General features: G+C 68.0%; 15 protein-coding genes, 1 pseudogene and 1 riboswitch. Of the genes and pseudogenes, 10 read left to right on the top strand and 6 right to left on the bottom strand.

Annotated elements, in window-relative coordinates; all coding sequences use genetic code 11:
• Positions 1-607, bottom strand: a 607-nt coding sequence (locus tag MBEBAB_RS12855) for a serine hydrolase domain-containing protein (RefSeq protein ID WP_045319360.1), incomplete at its 3' end; no start/stop codon positions are given.
• 98 nt (positions 608-705) lie between these two features.
• Between MBEBAB_RS12855 and ppk2 the strand changes: the two are divergent.
• A pseudogene (ppk2, locus tag MBEBAB_RS15855) lies at positions 706-1,320 on the top strand (polyphosphate kinase 2); the annotation flags it as partial.
• A 147-nt stretch (positions 1,321-1,467) separates the two neighbouring features.
• Here the strand turns inward: ppk2 and MBEBAB_RS12850 are convergent.
• On the bottom strand, positions 1,468-3,702 hold the full coding sequence (locus tag MBEBAB_RS12850) for a TonB-dependent receptor family protein (protein WP_021698422.1): 2,235 nt from the start codon (positions 3,700-3,702) through the stop codon (positions 1,468-1,470).
• Between the two features lie 174 nt (positions 3,703-3,876).
• Between MBEBAB_RS12850 and MBEBAB_RS12845 the strand changes: the two genes are divergently transcribed.
• Genes MBEBAB_RS12845 through MBEBAB_RS12840 form a run of 3 tightly spaced genes read left to right on the top strand, consistent with a single transcriptional unit; the run spans position 3,877 to position 5,759 of the window.
• Positions 3,877-4,890 (top strand): UbiA family prenyltransferase, encoded by a 1,014-nt coding sequence (locus MBEBAB_RS12845; protein ID WP_021698421.1) that lies wholly within the window; start codon positions 3,877-3,879, stop codon positions 4,888-4,890.
• Positions 4,891-4,920: 30 nt separating this feature from the next.
• Positions 4,921-5,067 carry a hypothetical protein gene (locus MBEBAB_RS16890; protein WP_200865125.1) on the top strand — a complete coding sequence of 49 codons (147 nt, stop codon included), beginning with the start codon at positions 4,921-4,923 and terminating at the stop codon, positions 5,065-5,067.
• Positions 5,064-5,759, top strand: coding sequence for a DUF3298 and DUF4163 domain-containing protein (locus MBEBAB_RS12840; RefSeq protein WP_052516812.1), 696 nt, complete (start codon positions 5,064-5,066; stop codon positions 5,757-5,759). The genes MBEBAB_RS16890 and MBEBAB_RS12840 overlap by 4 nt, the downstream gene beginning before the upstream one ends.
• On the opposite strand, the gene cuyB is transcribed toward MBEBAB_RS12840, so the two are convergent.
• Together cuyB and cuyA are read right to left on the bottom strand one after the other, a co-directional pair.
• Positions 5,760-6,410, bottom strand: coding sequence for a cysteate racemase (gene cuyB / locus MBEBAB_RS12835; RefSeq protein ID WP_021698419.1), 651 nt, complete (start codon positions 6,408-6,410; stop codon positions 5,760-5,762). It lies immediately after the preceding gene.
• Complete coding sequence (gene cuyA / locus MBEBAB_RS12830; protein WP_021698418.1) at positions 6,410-7,408, bottom strand: D-cysteate sulfo-lyase; 999 nt, start codon at positions 7,406-7,408, stop codon at positions 6,410-6,412. Before cuyA ends, cuyB begins: the two co-directional genes overlap by 1 nt.
• 58 nt (positions 7,409-7,466) lie before the next feature.
• Here cuyA and MBEBAB_RS12825 point away from each other — a divergent pair, with 58 nt between their 5' ends.
• From MBEBAB_RS12825 to thiC, 4 genes are all read left to right on the top strand, one after another.
• On the top strand, positions 7,467-8,237 hold the full coding sequence (locus MBEBAB_RS12825; RefSeq protein ID WP_021698417.1) for a DUF4019 domain-containing protein: 771 nt from the start codon (positions 7,467-7,469) through the stop codon (positions 8,235-8,237).
• Positions 8,238-8,273: 36 nt separating this feature from the next.
• Positions 8,274-9,104: a TIGR02587 family membrane protein gene (locus tag MBEBAB_RS12820; protein ID WP_021698416.1), complete on the top strand. Its 831-nt coding sequence runs from the start codon at positions 8,274-8,276 to the stop codon at positions 9,102-9,104.
• A 3-nt stretch (positions 9,105-9,107) separates the two neighbouring features.
• Positions 9,108-9,485, top strand: a complete 378-nt coding sequence (locus tag MBEBAB_RS12815) for a hypothetical protein (protein WP_021698415.1) — start codon at positions 9,108-9,110, stop codon at positions 9,483-9,485.
• A gap of 18 nt (positions 9,486-9,503) precedes the next feature.
• Positions 9,504-9,612, top strand: a riboswitch (TPP riboswitch).
• Between the two features lie 149 nt (positions 9,613-9,761).
• Complete coding sequence (gene thiC, locus MBEBAB_RS12810; protein WP_231379082.1) at positions 9,762-11,555, top strand: phosphomethylpyrimidine synthase ThiC; 1,794 nt, start codon at positions 9,762-9,764, stop codon at positions 11,553-11,555.
• 6 nt (positions 11,556-11,561) lie between these two features.
• Here the strand turns inward: thiC and MBEBAB_RS12805 are convergent, their stop codons facing one another.
• A complete protein-coding gene (locus MBEBAB_RS12805; protein WP_045319359.1) occupies positions 11,562-12,875 on the bottom strand; it encodes an Ea47 family protein in 1,314 nt (437 codons plus the stop codon).
• On the opposite strand from MBEBAB_RS12805, the gene MBEBAB_RS16605 reads away from it, so the two are divergent.
• Positions 12,778-13,419, top strand: a complete 642-nt coding sequence (locus tag MBEBAB_RS16605) for a Panacea domain-containing protein (RefSeq protein ID WP_081703535.1) — start codon at positions 12,778-12,780, stop codon at positions 13,417-13,419. The two genes, MBEBAB_RS12805 and MBEBAB_RS16605, sit on opposite strands and share 98 nt — an antisense overlap.
• A 7-nt stretch (positions 13,420-13,426) precedes the next feature.
• The gene (locus tag MBEBAB_RS12795) at positions 13,427-14,146 is read left to right on the top strand and encodes a hypothetical protein (RefSeq protein WP_045319357.1); all 720 of its coding nucleotides are present in this window, start codon (positions 13,427-13,429) and stop codon (positions 14,144-14,146) included.
• Positions 14,147-14,228: 82 nt separating this feature from the next.
• On the opposite strand, the gene MBEBAB_RS12790 is transcribed toward MBEBAB_RS12795, so the two are convergent.
• On the bottom strand, positions 14,229-14,894 hold the full coding sequence (locus tag MBEBAB_RS12790) for a DsbA family oxidoreductase (RefSeq protein ID WP_021698412.1): 666 nt from the start codon (positions 14,892-14,894) through the stop codon (positions 14,229-14,231).
• Between the last annotated feature and the right edge of the window lie 77 nt (positions 14,895-14,971).

Raw genomic sequence — 14,971 nt, 5'->3', positions numbered from 1 at the left:
CCCAGGTCGTCCCGGTCAGGCGCTCGATGGCCGCCCCCGCCAGCACATTAGTTGAGATTGCCATAGGCGAAGACGCCCGGCTCGCCCGTGGGCGGCGCGGCCAGGCGCGGCGGGCCAGATCGGTGCGCTGTTCGTCCACCGGGCGCGGGTCGCTGAGCCCGGCGACGCGGGTCGGCATGTCCAGCACGGCCGCGTCCAGCAGGCCCGCCCGGTGGGCCATCAGGTCCTCGAGCGTGGTCTCCGCCCAGGCCGCATCGACCTCAAGGTCCGGGAACAGTTCGGGCAGGGTCGCGCCCCAGCGGGCCAGGCCATCCTCCACCAGCCGTCCGTACAGCATGGCCGTCATGGCCTTGGTGTTGGATCCCAGATGCCACAGGTCCTGATCGGTGACCGCGTCCTCGCCCCCGGCGATCCGCACCCCCGCCGCCCCGCTCCAGATCAGGCCCTCGCGCCCGATCACCGCCCCGGCCAGGGCGGGCGCGCCGGAGCGCTCCAGCGCCTCCGCCAGCGCCGCGTCGCGCGGCGAGGGCGTGGCCAGAACCGGTCCGGCGGCGCCGGCGGCCGTCAGGGCGGCGGCGCCCAGCATCAGGCGGCGGCGGTCGAGCATGGCGTGTCTCCTGTCTCGGGACGCAGTCTAGCCGGATCGCCGACCCTGTCACCTCGCGCCCCGCTTGCGCCGCCGCGCCGCCGGCCGCACTGTGGGTCATGACAAAAAACGATGGTTACAAGGCGAGCCTGAAGCGGCTCCAGATCGAGATGGTCCAGACCCAGGCCTGGCTCATGGCCGAGGGCCGCCGGGTGCTGGTGGTGCTGGAGGGGCGCGACACCGCCGGCAAGGACGGCGCGATCCGCCGCATGACCGCCCACATGGCCCCGCGGAACACCCGCGTGGTGGCCCTGCCCAAGCCCACCGAGCGCGAGACCACCCAGTGGTATTTCCAGCGTTACACCCCCCACTTCCCGGCGGCGGGCGAGTTCGTGGTGTTCAACCGCTCCTGGTACAATCGCGGCGGCGTCGAGCCGGTCATGGGTTTCTGCACCCCGGCCGAGCACGCCGCCTTCCTCGAGGACGCGCCCGAATTCGAGGATATGCTGACCCGCCACGGCATCGCCCTGATCAAGCTGTGGCTGGATATCAGCCGCGAGGAGCAGGCCGCCCGGCTCGAGGCGCGCCGCGAAGACCCGCTCAAGAAGTTCAAGATCTCCGCCCTGGACGGCGTGGCCCAGGCCCGCTGGGACGACTACTCCACCGCGCGCGACCAGATGTTGTGGGCCACCCACACCGGCCACTCGCCCTGGACCATCGTGGGCACCGACCGCAAGAAGGACGCCCGGCTCGGCATCATGAGCCACGTCCTGTCCCGGCTGGAGCGCCCGGGCCGTGAAAAGCCGATCGTCCCCGACCCGGACATCGTCTTCCCGTTCCACGAGCCGAAGGCCGCATGGCGCCCTGACCTCCGGCTTGGATCAGAAGCTCAGGCGCAGGCCGCCCATGGCCATGCGCGGCGCGCCCGGCCGCGCCCCGGCGGGCGAGAAGCTCACGTTGTAGACCTCGTCGGTCAGGTTCTGGACGCTGGCGAACAGGGCGACATTGTCGGTCAGGTCGAACGACCCGGCCAGGTCCACCAGGGTGCGCGCGTCGATGCGGTCCCCGGCGGCGATGGGTCCCGATCCGGCCACGGCGCGGGCCTCGCTGACCCGGTTCAGCCGCACGTCGGCGCGCCACCGGTCGAACCGGACCCCGGCGTTCAGGGTCAGCTGATGCGCCGGCAGATAGGGCGCCTCGTCCCCGGCCTGCACCTCGCCCCAGGGCTCGTAGCTGGACGAGAAGCTGGTGCGGAACTCGGTGTCGGTGAAGGTGTAGACCAGCGACACCGGCAGGCCGAAGCCCACGCCCACCGTCGGACCCAGATCATAGGCCGCCGTCGCCTCCACACCGCGCGCCACGAAGGCGCCGCCCGAGAACTGGTCGCCGATGGTGCAGCCGCCGCCCGTCGAGGCCGTGCAGGTGCCCAGCAGATTGTCGTAGTCGTTGACGTAGGCGATGACCTCCAGGTCCAGACCGCCGGACCGATGCCGCACCCCCGCCTCATAGTTCCACGAGGTCTCCGGATCCACCGAGGAGCCCGGGCCGGGGTTGGAGAAGCCCCGGTGCGCCCCCGCCACCAGACGCAGGGACGGGGTCAGGTCATAGGTCAGGCCCACGCCCGGGATCCACACGTCGACGCTGGACTCGATCACGGACAGGGGCGCGCCGCGCGGCCCGCCCACGAGGGCATGGTTGGTGCGGGTCAGGTCGATGGTCTCATAGCGCACGCCGGGGGTCAGGGTCAGGGCGCCGGCGCGGATCACGTCGCGCACGAAGAAGGCCCAGGCCTCGGCCTCGGCGACCCGGTTGGCCTGGGTCCCGTCCACGCCCGCGCTGGTCAGGACCATGGTTCCGTCGTCCATGCGGTAGAGGTCGTCCCGCTGGAACCGGTCCTCGGAGTCCCGATGATAGCGGGCCGAAACCTCCAGCTGGTGGGACAGGGCGCCGGTGTCGAAGCGCGCGGTCAGGACCGTCTGGATGCCTTCCGCCTCATAGGCGCGGTTGTTGTTGCGCACCCGCAGGGCGCCGTCGGCGCTGGTGAAGCCGTCCGCCCCGACCAGCACCGCCATCTGGTCCGCATAGGCCGCCGGATCGGCCAGCACCGCGCTGATCCCGACCCAGCCGGTCCCGGCCGAGTTGCGCACGTCGTTCAGCTTGTACCAGGCGCGGGTGGTGTCCGTGCGATAGGCGACGGTGGTCAGGTCCAGGGCGCTGGAGAGGGCGATGCGGTGGGTCAGCTGCCAGGTGTCGTGGGCCACATCCATGCGGTCGGCCTGGCTGCCGTTGTAGCGCCGGAACGGATCGTCGCCGAAGTCCGCCAGGGTCAGGCCCAGATAGGTCTCGTGCGAGGTCTCGTCATAGGTCTGGTGCTTCAGCTCCAGCGACTGGGGCAGGGCGGCGCCCGGCCCGGTGCGCAGGGCCAGCTTGAACACCAGGTCGTCGATCCCGAAACCGGTGGGGCCGCCGTTGTCCAGCGCCTTGAAGCCGTCGCTCTCCTCGCGCAGACCCTCGATCAGGCCGCCGATCTCCAGCCCCTGGCCCAGCGGCGCCCAGCCCCCGGCCCAGCCGTGGGCGCGCAGGGCGCCGTCGGTCCCGCCCAGCAGCTCCAGCTCGCCGGCCGCCGCCTCGGGAATGGGGGTCGAGAACAGGTTGATGGCGCCGCCGGTGGTCAGGGGGCCGTATTTGATGGCGCCGGGGCCCTTGGTCACCTCCACGCCCGTCATGCGCGCGAGGCGGGGGAAGTAGTAGGCGGCCGGGGCCGCATAGGGGGCCGGAGCGATCAGCACCCCGTCCTCCATGACCGCCACCCGGCCCGAGCGGTCGGTGCCCGAGCCCCGGATGCCGATGTTGGGGCGCAGGCCGAAGCCGTCCTCCTCCTGCAGGAACACGCCCGGGACCTGACGCAGCACCTGGTTGACGTCGGCGTGGCCGAACACCTCCAGCGCATCGTCGTCCAGGAAGGTCGCCGACCCGCCCACCGTGCGGGCGTCCTCCGCCGAGGCGGTGACGATGACCGCCTCCAGCACCGTGGGATCGCTGTCTGCGGCCCAGGCGGTCGGGGCGGCCAGGGCGGCGGCGAGGGCGAGGACGGAGACGGCGGCGCGGTGGGTCATGGGGCTGAGGTCCGGGGTGCGCGTACGCTTGATTGCGACGCATTCTTAAGATTTGGCGCTCTTAGGCGGCGGCGTCGCGAATGGCAATGCGATGCGTTCGCATTTCTCCCGCTGTGGCGCCGAAACGACGTCAGCCCACTCGCCCGGGCCGCAAAGCGGCGCTATGGCTCGCCCATGAACACCGCGCCGCTTCCCGACGCAGCCCGCGCCAACTGGGTGGACCGGTTCGCGCCGGAGGGCCTCAAGCCGTGGCTGAAGCTGGGCCGCTTCGACCGGCCCATCGGCATCTGGCTGCTGTTGCTGCCCGGGTGGCAGGGGATTGCTCTGGCTCTGTTTGAGCAGGATCGGAGCCGAACGCCCGAGCATACGATCTGGCTGGTCATCGCCTTCGCCGTCGGGGCCTGCCTGATGCGGGCGGCGGGCTGCGCCTTCAACGACATCGTCGACCGCGACATCGACCGGCAGGTGGCCCGCACCGCCGCCCGGCCCGTGGCTTCCGGGCGCATCAGCGTGAAGCGGGCCTGGGCCTTCGTCATCGGCTGTTCCCTGATCAGCCTGCTGATCCTGCTGACCTTCAACCTGACCGCTGTACTGCTGGGCGTCGGATCGCTGGTGCTGGTGGCGGCCTATCCCTTCATGAAGCGCATCACCTGGTGGCCCCAGGCCTGGCTGGGCCTGACCTTCAACTGGGGCGCCCTGCTGGGCTATGCGGCGGCGGCCAGCATGTGGTCGTGGCGTGGAACCATTTTTGAATGGTTCAACCCGGACGTGGCGTTTTTCCATATGGATGCGGGCAATCCCGGAACCCTGACCCTGGCGGCCCTGCTGCTCTACCTCGGCGGGGTGTTCTGGACCCTCGGCTACGACACCATCTACGCCCTGCAGGACATCGAGGACGACGCCATGGTGGGGGTGAAGTCCTCCGCCCGGCGGCTGGGCGGCAAGGTCAGGACCGGGGTCGCGGTGTTCTACGGCCTGGCCGTGCTGTGCGCGGCGTGCGCCGGGGTGCTGGCCGGGCTCGGCCCGCTGTTCGCCCTGGGCCTGCTGGCGTATGCCGGTCATCTGGCCCTGCAGATCGCCCGCCTGAAGCCCGACGACGGGGCCCTGGCCCTGCGCCTGTTCAAATCCAACCGCGAGGCGGGGCTGATCCTGCTGGCCGCCGTCGCGCTCGGCGCGATCTCGTTGTAGGCTGGCCGTTCCTTCCCGAGGAGACCCTTGATGAGCCTGCCGTCCCGCGCCCTGATCCTGACCGCCGCCGCAGCCCTGACCCTGGCCGCCTGCGACCGCCGCGAGCGCGAGGCGCCCGCCCCCGAGGCCCCGGCCGAGGCGCCGCCGTCACCCCCGCCGACGGCGCGGCGCCCATGACCTACGAAAGCGAGAACCGCTTCGCCCAGGTCGAGCTGGCCCTGCCTGACGCGGTCCGCGCCCAGCCCGACCTGCACGCCCGCCTGTATGCGGAAGCCGTGCGCGAGCTGCGCACCTTCTCCGAGGGCGCCCAGGCGGACCGCACCGAATACGAAGGCGACATGGATCTGCCGCCCTATTCCAAGCACATCGACTATGTGGCTGCGGGCGAGACCGGCAAGCTGATCAGCCTGCAGCGCAACAGCTCCGAATACACCGGCGGCGCCCACCCCAACCCCGCCTATGGCGCGGTGATCTGGGACAAGGCCCTCAAGCAGTTCGTCCAGCCGGCCCAGCTGTTCCGGCGCGGCGCCGACCTGTCGGCCCTGGACCAGGCCCTGTGCGACGCCCTCAACACCGCCCGGCGCGGCCGCAATCCGGACGCGCAGCCCATCGGCCTGAACCCGACCCAGGGCGGCTGGTCCTGTCCGCGCGCGGGCACGACCCCCTTCGTGCTGGCCCCGTCCACCACCCCGGGCAAGGCGGGCGGACTGATCTTCCTGATCGGCCCCTATCAGGTCGGCCCCTACGCCGAGGGCGGCTACGAGGTCGCCATCCCCCAGTCGGTGTTCCGGTCCCTGCTGGCCCCCGCCTACGCCGACGAGTTCGCCGGCCAGCCCCCCCGCACCGGCGACGTCACCGACCTGGGCTGATCAACGGCACGCCTTGACGCAGGCGGCCGCCAGCACCCGGCTGGTGTCGATCAGCGGCGCGTCCAGATCCCCCGGTCCCAGCACCAGCGGAACCTCGGTGCAGCCCGCCACCACCGCGTCGGCGCCCTGATCCACCAGCCGGCCGGCCAGCCGGGCCATGCCGGTTCGCACCGCCTCGCCCGTATCGCCGGCCTTGATGCGTCCGATCAGGTCCATGAACGCCGCCTGATCCGACGCATCCAGCAGCAAGGCGTCCAGGCGTTCGGCGTGCAGCATCCGCCCGGCGCCGGTGCCCAGCACGCCGGGACGCCGGGCTCCGGCCTCACGCACCGCCCGGGCCGTCTCCTCGATCATGTGGATCAGCGGCAGGCCCGAGGCCTCGACGATCGCCGCCGCGTGGGTGTGGGCGGTGTTGCACGGCATGGCCAGCACCTCGGCGCCCGCGTCCCTCAGGGCCGCCGCCATACGCGCCAGTTCGCGGCCCGCCGCCTCCGGCGCCGTGTTGCGGTTGGGCACGCGGGGATTGATGTCGGCGATGACCCGGATGTGGTCGGCGTCGCCCGACGCCGGGGTCAGGGCCTGAAGCTGTTCCAGAAAGGCCACCGTGGCGGCCGGCCCCATGCCGCCCAGAACCCCCAGCACCTTGCCCATTACAGCTTGCCGTCCAGCTCGCTGTGATAGCCGAACAGGCCCTGCGCCCCGCCGGTGTGCAGGAACACCACGGTCTCCCCCTCGAAGCGGCCTTGCCCCGCCAGGGCGATCAGCCCCTTCATGGCCTTGGCTGAATAGACCGGGTCCAGCACCAGCCCGTCGGTGCGCGCCGCCAGCTTCAGGGCCTCGATCACCCCGTCGTCGATCAGGCCGTAGCCCTCGCCCACATAGTCGCAGTCCGCGACCACCAGTTCGTCCTTCATGCGCCCCGCATGGCCCAGCAGGGCGCAGGTCTCGTGGGCCAGCTTGCGCACATTGGCTTCCTGCCTGTCCTTCGGCGCCCGCACCCCGATGCCCAGCACCGGAATGTCGGCCCCCATCACCGCCAGTCCGGCCACCAGCCCCGCATGGGTGCCGGCGCTGCCTGTGGCGGTGACGATGCGGTCGATCTCCAGATCCAGATCATCGGCCTGGACCACGATCTCCCGCGCACAGTCCACATAGCCCAGCGCCCCGATCGCATTGGACCCGCCGCCGGGGATCACATAGGGCCGGCCGCCCCGCGCCCGCACCTGATCCGCCGTGGTCTCCAGCTCGGCGACCATGTCCGTCCCGCCGGGCACGGTGCGGATGCCCGCCCCGAACAGCCGGTCCAGCAGCACATTGCCGTTGCCCACATAGTCCGCCGCCGTGGACCCGGTGCGTTCTTCCAGAATGATCTCGCAGGCCAGGCCGCAGGACGCCGCCGCCGCCGCTGTCTGGCGCACATGGTTGGACTGCACCGCACCCTGGGTCACCAGGGTGTCGGCGTCCTGCGCCATCGCGTCGCCCAGCAGGAACTCCAGCTTGCGGGTCTTGTTGCCCCCGCCGGCCAGGCCGGTGCAGTCGTCCCGCTTGATCCAGATATCCACCCCCAGCGCCTCGGACAGGCGCGGCGCCGGCTCCAGCGGCGTGGGCAGATGCGCCAGACGCACACGGGGAAAGCGGGAAAGATGCATGGCTTTACGGTCCTGGCTCTGCTTCGATCAGATGTCGCCTTAGCCCAGGGATCCAGCAATGCCCACATCGACGTTCGCCGCTGTCCTGCTGCTGGTTCAGCCCACGCCCCTTCCGGATGTGCAGGTCGAAACCCTGGGCGATCAGGCGTATCGCCTCACGGTGACCGTTGAAGGTGAGACAAATCCGGGCAACGCACAGGCCGCATTGCAGCCGACGGCGGTGCGGCTCTGCGGGTCGGAGTCCTGGGTCTTCGGTCGCTACAGCTTCACCTCCAATGAAGCCGTGGAGTCGAGCGGCGATGCGGCCGGCGTGGACAGCGTGACCCTGGTCCAGAATGTGACCTGCGGGATGAGAGAGGCCGCACCGGCATCGAGTGCGACGACCGCCCCCCCGCTTTCAGAGACCGACCTCGAGCGCCTGACTCCGATAATAGACGGACTGACCGAGCGGTATTTCTCCGCCGTCGAGGAGGCGCGGCATGCCGATTCCCTCGCCATGACCTCCGAAGAGATGACCGGCGGCGCCTCGCTGGCGGAATGGACGCGCACCCGGGAACAGCACAGAGCCGAAGCGGGCGCCCCCATCTCGCGCCAGCTGGCCCGCCTGACCTGGTACGCCAACCCTGACGGGGTTCCCCCCGGATACTACGCCGCTGTGGACTACGTCGCCTCATGGGAGCGGCGGGATGAGTGCGGCTATCTGATCTGGTTCAGCCCGGACGGCGTCATCCCCTTCACCCTCACGAGGCAGGAGCAGACATGGCTGGATCACGGACTGGATGATCAGACACGCGCCGCAATGCGCCAGCGGTTCTGCGCCATCCTCTAGGGTGAAGCCTTGGCCCGTCTCGCGCGTTGAGCGCCCATGACCGGCGCCGCCCTGATCGACCTGGACTGCGAACGCGCCTGGCTGCGCGATCTGGGCCGCGCCTTCGGCGGCGCCCTGCTGTTCGGCCTGCCGCTGCTCATGACCATGGAGATGTGGGAGGCGGGCGCCGCCATGGGGCCGGGGCGCCAGCTGGCCTTTCTGGCGCTCAGCGTCCCCCTGCTGTGGGGGCTGTCGTACTACGCCGGGTTCAGCAACGGGGGCGGCGTGGTCAGCGACGGGCTGGACGTGGCCGTCGCCCTGGCCGTGGGCTTCATCACCGCAGCCATGCTGCTGGTCCTGTTCGGGGTCATCCAGTGGGGCGACCCGGCAGGCGAGGTCGCGGGGCGGCTGATGCTGCAGGCCGCGCCCGCGGCCATGGGCGCGCTTCTGGCCCGGCGTCAGCTGGCCGGCGGGGACGACAAGGACGACGGCGACGAGGACAAGGCCTCCTATCCGGGCGAGCTGTTCCTGATGGCCGCCGGCGCCCTGTTCCTGGCCCTCAACATGGCCCCCACCGAGGAGATGGAGCTGATCGCCTACAAGGCCTCGCCCCTGCAGATTCTCGGCCTCATGACCCTGTCCGTGACCCTGATGCACCTGATCGTCTATGCCGCGGGCTTCGCCGGTCAGGAGGAGCACGGCCGGCCCGTCGCCGCCTTCTTCCACTTCACCCTGCCCGGCTACGCCATCGCCCTTCTGGTGGGCCTGTTCGTCATGTGGACCTTCGGCCGCGTCGCCGATCAGGGTCTGGCCGAGCTGGTGTCCGTGGTCCTCGTCTTGGGCTTCCCCGCCGCCATCGGCGCGGCCGCCGCCCGTCTTCTGGTGTAGCCCATGGCCGACTCCTCCAAATCCTCGACCCCCGGGCATCCCGTCCTGCAGTGGATCATGGCGGGGCTGGGTCTGGTCCTGACCCTCGCCGCCGCCGGGGTCATCGTCCACGCGGCGATCCAGCCTCCCAGCCCGCCCGACCTGACCGCCGAGGTCACCGCCGTGCGCCCCGCCTCCAGCGGCTTCGTGGCCGAGATCGAGGTGCGCAACCTGGGCCGCGACACCGCCGCAGCCGTGCAGGTGGAGGGCCGCTCGGGCGGGCAGACCGCCTCCACCACCATCGACTATGTGCCCGGCAAGGGCCGCACCGCCGTCGCCCTGGCCTTCCCCGGCGCCCCCGCCCCGGTGGAGGCCCGCGTCACGGGCTGGTCGGAACCGTGAGATTGGCGTAGGCTGCTCGCCTGTTCTCCCGGGGGTCGCGCTTGAGCGGCTGAGATAGAGGTGTCCCTCTGACCGGTCGAACCTGATCCGGGTCATGCCGGCGAAGGGACGGGAACGGGCGGCCCTCACGCCCCGGCGCCACAGGACCGCTCCGCCTTTTCTGATCGTCGGCGCACCCTCTTGCGAACGAAGAGGCCGCGCATGAACATCAACGTTTCCCCCAAGAAGAATCCTTCCAGGGCTCCTCAAACCGGCGACGTCACCGTCGGTCCCCGCATGGGCGGCCGCAAGGTCTATGAGAGCGGCAGCCTCTTCCCCCACATCCGCGTCCCCCACCGCCAGATCGACCTGCACCCCACGGCCGACGAGCCCCCGGTCGTCGTCTACGACCCCTCCGGCCCCTACACCGAGGACGCCCCCGCCATCGACATCGCGCGGGGTCTGGGCCGTCACCGCGAGGCCTGGCTGGCCCGGCGCGGCGACGTGGAGCAGGTGGCCGATCCCCGGCAGGTCAAACCGGAAGACAACGGCGGCGCGTCCGGCGCCCATCTGGCCCCCGCCTTCGACGACAGCGCCCGCCCGGTCTGGCGCGCCCGCGAGGGCCGCCCCGCCACCCAGCTGGAGTACGCCCGCGCCGGGATCATCACCGAGGAGATGGAATACGTCGCCATCCGCGAGAACCTGGCCCGCGACGCCGCCCGCGCCACCATCCGCGACGGCGAGGACTTCGGCGCGTCCATCCCCGACTACGTGACGCCAGAGTTCGTGCGCGAGGAGGTCGCCCGGGGCCGCGCGGTCATTCCGGCCAACATCAACCACCCGGAGCTGGAGCCGTGCATCATCGGCCGCAACTTCCTGGTCAAGATCAACGCCAACATCGGCAACTCGGCGGTGCTCAGCCACGTGGCCGACGAGGTGGACAAGATGGTCTGGGCGACCCGCTGGGGCGCCGACACGGTCATGGACCTGTCCACCGGCCGCAACATCCACAACATCCGCGACTGGATCGTGCGCAACGCCCCGGTCCCCATCGGCACCGTGCCCATCTATCAGGCGCTGGAGAAGGTCGGCGGCGTGGCTGAGGACCTCAACTGGGAGGTGTTCCGCGACACCCTGATCGAACAGGCCGAACAGGGCGTGGACTATTTCACCATCCACGCGGGCGTGCGCCTGCCCTTCGTGCCCATGACCGCAAAGCGGGTCACCGGCATCGTCAGCCGGGGCGGCTCCATCATGGCCAAGTGGTGCCTGGCCCACCACCGCGAGTCCTTCCTGTACGAGAATTTCGCCGAGATCTGCGAGATCATGCGGGCCTATGACGTGACCTTCAGCCTCGGCGACGGCCTGCGCCCCGGCTCCATCGCCGACGCCAATGACGAGGCCCAGTTCGCCGAACTGCGCACCCTGGGCGAGCTGACCAAGGTCGCCTGGGACCACGGTTGCCAGGTCATGATCGAGGGCCCCGGCCATGTGCCCATGCACAAGATCAAGGCCAATATGGATGAACAGCTCAAGCACTGCGGCGAGGCGCCGTTCTACACCCTGGGCCCGCTGACCACCGACATCGCGCCGGGCTACGACCACATCACCTCAGCCATCGGCGCCGCCATGATCGGCTGGTTCGGCACCGCCATGCTCTGCTACGTCACGCCCAAGGAGCATCTGGGCCTGCCCGACCGCGACGACGTCAAGACCGGCGTCATCACCTACAAGCTGGCCGCCCACGCCGCCGACCTGGCCAAGGGCCACCCCGCCGCCCGCCTGCACGACGACGCCCTGTCCCGCGCGCGGTTCGAGTTCCGCTGGGAGGACCAGTTCAACCTGGGCCTGGACCCCGAAACCGCCCGCAGCTTCCACGACGAGACCCTGCCCAAGGACGCCCACAAGACCGCCCACTTCTGCTCCATGTGCGGCCCGAAATTCTGCAGCATGAAGATCAGCCAGGACATCCGCGACGCCGCGGCGGCGCAGAATGATGCCGGCGGATCGCTGGCGGAGGCCGAGAAGGGCATGCAGGACATGGCGGAGAAATTCCGCGCCGGGGGCGGGGAGATCGAGGTGAAGGTGTGAGGGGTCCTAGGCGCCCGTCGCTCGCCAAGCGGCGGGAATCTCTTTCCCCCACGCTTCATAGACGTGAGCGAAATGAAAAGCGGCGCCACCTCTTTCTCGGCGAGTTTTGCCAAGTGTGACCTTGTCCCCGTCGCGATGAATCTGCGCGGTCCACCGTACGATGTCGCCGTCTCGCTGAGCCAAACTGGCTGCGAGCGCCTCGCCCCGGTTGGGCGCTTCGGCGGCTCCCCGATAAGGAAACGCAGGGTCAAAGGGAGCTGTCCAAATCTCGTCTATCAGCAGGACTGCGTCGGCACCGGAAAGCCGGACATGGTCTCCCAACTTCTTGGAGAGAAGGTACTTCTGCCCGGGGTCGTCGATGCGGCTCTCCGCCAGTTGGACGAGAACACCCTTCTTGAGCAGGAAGTTGATGTGGGCGTGGTATCCATCTTTGAGGAACACCTTCCGGGCCGCCTCGAAGGTGGCCTCAGCAAACTCCTCGGCTGAGGCTCCCTTCGGCTTCGGGAACATCTCTTTAGGCGTCATCCCGTAGTGCGCTTCAAGTTCAGCTCTCTTGCTGATGTCTACCTTGACCGTGGAGGTGGTGATAGTCAGCGGACGACCGTCCAATAAGCCAAACAGCTTTGCACGCCGGTCTGCATGACCAACCATGCAGGGGAGCCGACCTTCACGAAATCCGGGCCCAAAGACCGTTTCCCCTTCCCCTACGGTTTCGGGCTCCGTGAGCCCCAATGCTCCGTGAGCATCGGCGACGAGCTCAGCCAATCGCCCATACGTGGTGGCCACAGCGTCGAGGAGTTCCCAATCTGGAAGCGTGTTCTCCACCCACCTGCGCTCAATTCGTAGGGTTCCTTTATTGCGGAGATGTTCTCCCAGCGCATCTCGTGGAATCGCGCGGACGATCTTCCAGGGAGCGTCAAACAATTCCGCTGGTGCATCTATCCGCGGCCCTTCTCCGGAGAGATGCGAAGCAACAATCTCCGCGCGAACCCAACTGTGGGTTTCGAGATCGCCCTGCTTCTCGATTCTGTTCCGAGCGTTCACCATCCAACGCATCAGCGTGTCGGCTCTAAATCTGTCCTGCCACCCCGAATACCACTCGTCGAAATCGGGGAAGATCGCCTTTTGCGCTTGAAGTATAAAGGTCACAGTGCGGGCGGTCTGGATGGCTGTCTGAATCCCAACCCTGAACGCATCGGGGTCGAAGTATGCGGCCTCGGCGATGTGCCAATGGCGGTGGAGATCGGCTAGCCGTTGGTCCACAGCGGCCAGGGGGCATTCGTACAAATCGAAACCTCCATCTTTGGCGCGATATTGCATCCACAGCTTCGCACATCTAGAACGTAAGCAGAACGGACCCCGAATGGTATACGACGGCAGAGCGATTGCGAACTTCGTGTTGGACGTCTGTGAGGACGTGGGTCGCCCTATCTCTAATCTTGCGCTCCAAAAAATTGTCTATTTCTGTCACGTGTGGAGCCTGATCGAACTGAAGACTCCGCTAGTCAAGCACTCCTTCGAGGCGTGGGAGTTTGGGCCTGTCCTGCCCTACCTATATCGAGAGTTTAAGTCGTTCGACAATTCGTCAATTACGTCCCGGGCCAAATCCTTTGACCCTCTTTCAGGTTCTTCACGAATCGTGGATTATGAATTCGATTCGACGACTCAGGAGTTTTTGGAGAAGGTGGTTTCCTTCTACAGTCAGCTCAGAGCAAGCGACCTAGTGAAGTTGAGTCATGCTAAGGGGGGGCCTTGGGACGAAACTTGGAACCACGCTGGCGTGGTCAATCCAGGGATGAAGATCAAGGAAGACAGTATCGTAAGCTTTTATTCGCACGCGTTTGTCCCTTTCTCTCTTCAGTGATGATCTCATGGCTAAGCTGAAAGTCCCTTCCGCGCAGCATTTGGCTCGCAACTGGCATGAAACCCCTACCAAAGTTCAAAAGGGGTTGGTTCATCTTGTCAAAAATCCACCCACATTCAGCTATGCTGCTCTGTTTGGCCTTGTGCGTGATATGTTGCTGTTTGGTGTATCTAGGGAGCAGATCGAACACGCAATTCGAACCAAGGTAAAACGCGAAGACGTTCGTGGCTATTACCTCGAACTTTTGCCCTTAATAGCTGATCACTTTGCGGGTGAGTTGCCCACCTACGTCATGGGTGTTGATCGACGCTACTACGCAGCGGGCCGTGGCTTGATGGTGCCGTTCGACCCGCCGATCATATACGGGAGCCGGACGGGCGTCGTGTTTCCTTGGTTTAGCTTCTGGAAGTCTAATCCGCTCGCGGACGAGCGGCTTTCACTCTTCGTGACGATGGTACGGGAGATTTTGGCCGAAGACCCGGACTTGGAGGCAGCAGATTTCCAGATCTTGGACTTTAGTGCGCCTAAAGGCTCAAAAGACAGAGAACTAAAGATTGTTCAGGCGTCAGACGTGCCCAGCCTTTCTGAGGCGCGCAAGAATGAAATGCTCGAGATTTTTGCGGAAGGTTACTTCGCTGCCCAAGCCGAATTGGGAGCAGAGGCTCCCGTCGCGGACAAAAATGAGGCGCCCTCGGACCCCAATCAGCCGAGTCTGTTCGGGCGATAGGTCTTAGACGAACCTTAGCCGGCGCCATGCGGTGCTTCTACCAAGCCACCGACGCGGCTTGGTAGAAGGCCTGCGGGGCGGCCTAGGCCGTATCCCCCGCCATCTTCCGCAACGCCTCCTCAAACACCCCCGCCGGCTGGCCGCCGGAGATCAGGTATTTGCCCTCCACCACCACGGCGGGCACGGCGTTGATGCCGCGCGCGCGCCACAGGGCCTGGGCCTCGCGCACCGCGTCCACATAGCGGCCGGAGGCCAGCACCTCGGCGGCCTCGGCGCGGTCCAGGCCGGCGGCCTCGGCGGCCGCAGTCAGTTCGCCCGCGTCGGTCAGGTTGCGGCCCTCGGTGAAGTGGATGTGGAACAGGGCCTTTTTCAGCGCCGCCTGTTTCCCGGGCGCGACCTCCCCGGCCCAGTGCAGCAGCCGGTGGGCGTCGAAGGTGTTCCAGATGCGGCTGTCCTCGCCCATGTTCATCTCGAACCCCGGCCAGGCCTCCGCCGCCCGCGCGGTGATATTGGCCCGGTTGGCCGCCGACTGCTCCGGCGTCGCGCCGTATTTGCGGCCGATGTGCTCGACGATGTTCTCGCCCTCGGGCGCCATGTCCGGGTTCAGCTCGAACGGCTGAAAGCGCACCTCCGCCGCGATGCCCTCGGCCTTCAGCGTCTCCAGCGCCGTCTCCAGCCCGCCCAGCCCCACCACGCACCAGGGGCACACCACGTCCGAAACGAAATCAATCTTCAGGGTCTTTGTCATGGATGGCACATGGGGCGCGGGGGCGGTCGGGGCAATCCTCCCCCATCGGGGGAGGGGGACCGCGAAGCGGTGGAGGG

It is taken from the genome of Brevundimonas abyssalis TAR-001 (genome assembly GCF_000466985.1).
GTDB lineage: Bacteria > Pseudomonadota > Alphaproteobacteria > Caulobacterales > Caulobacteraceae > Brevundimonas > Brevundimonas abyssalis.
The sequence above is the reverse complement of the archived record's forward strand: the minus strand, read 5'-3'. Positions and strand labels throughout refer to the sequence as shown.

Excerpts from the sequence above, each read along its gene's own strand:
- MBEBAB_RS12850 (WP_021698422.1), bottom strand. The coding sequence starts at position 3,702 with ATGACCCACCGCGCCGCCGTCTCCGTCCTCGCCCTCGCCGCCGCCCTG.
- MBEBAB_RS12845 (WP_021698421.1), top strand. The coding sequence starts at position 3,877 with ATGAACACCGCGCCGCTTCCCGACGCAGCCCGCGCCAACTGGGTGGAC.
- MBEBAB_RS16890 (WP_200865125.1), top strand. The coding sequence starts at position 4,921 with ATGAGCCTGCCGTCCCGCGCCCTGATCCTGACCGCCGCCGCAGCCCTG.
- MBEBAB_RS12840 (WP_052516812.1), top strand. The coding sequence starts at position 5,064 with ATGACCTACGAAAGCGAGAACCGCTTCGCCCAGGTCGAGCTGGCCCTG.
- cuyB (WP_021698419.1), bottom strand. The coding sequence starts at position 6,410 with ATGGGCAAGGTGCTGGGGGTTCTGGGCGGCATGGGGCCGGCCGCCACG.
- cuyA (WP_021698418.1), bottom strand. The coding sequence starts at position 7,408 with ATGCATCTTTCCCGCTTTCCCCGTGTGCGTCTGGCGCATCTGCCCACG.
- MBEBAB_RS12825 (WP_021698417.1), top strand. The coding sequence starts at position 7,467 with ATGCCCACATCGACGTTCGCCGCTGTCCTGCTGCTGGTTCAGCCCACG.
- MBEBAB_RS12820 (WP_021698416.1), top strand. The coding sequence starts at position 8,274 with ATGACCGGCGCCGCCCTGATCGACCTGGACTGCGAACGCGCCTGGCTG.
- MBEBAB_RS12815 (WP_021698415.1), top strand. The coding sequence starts at position 9,108 with ATGGCCGACTCCTCCAAATCCTCGACCCCCGGGCATCCCGTCCTGCAG.
- thiC (WP_231379082.1), top strand. The coding sequence starts at position 9,762 with ATGGGCGGCCGCAAGGTCTATGAGAGCGGCAGCCTCTTCCCCCACATC.
- MBEBAB_RS16605 (WP_081703535.1), top strand. The coding sequence starts at position 12,778 with ATGTGCCAATGGCGGTGGAGATCGGCTAGCCGTTGGTCCACAGCGGCC.
- MBEBAB_RS12805 (WP_045319359.1), bottom strand. The coding sequence starts at position 12,875 with ATGCAATATCGCGCCAAAGATGGAGGTTTCGATTTGTACGAATGCCCC.
- MBEBAB_RS12795 (WP_045319357.1), top strand. The coding sequence starts at position 13,427 with ATGGCTAAGCTGAAAGTCCCTTCCGCGCAGCATTTGGCTCGCAACTGG.
- MBEBAB_RS12790 (WP_021698412.1), bottom strand. The coding sequence starts at position 14,894 with ATGACAAAGACCCTGAAGATTGATTTCGTTTCGGACGTGGTGTGCCCC.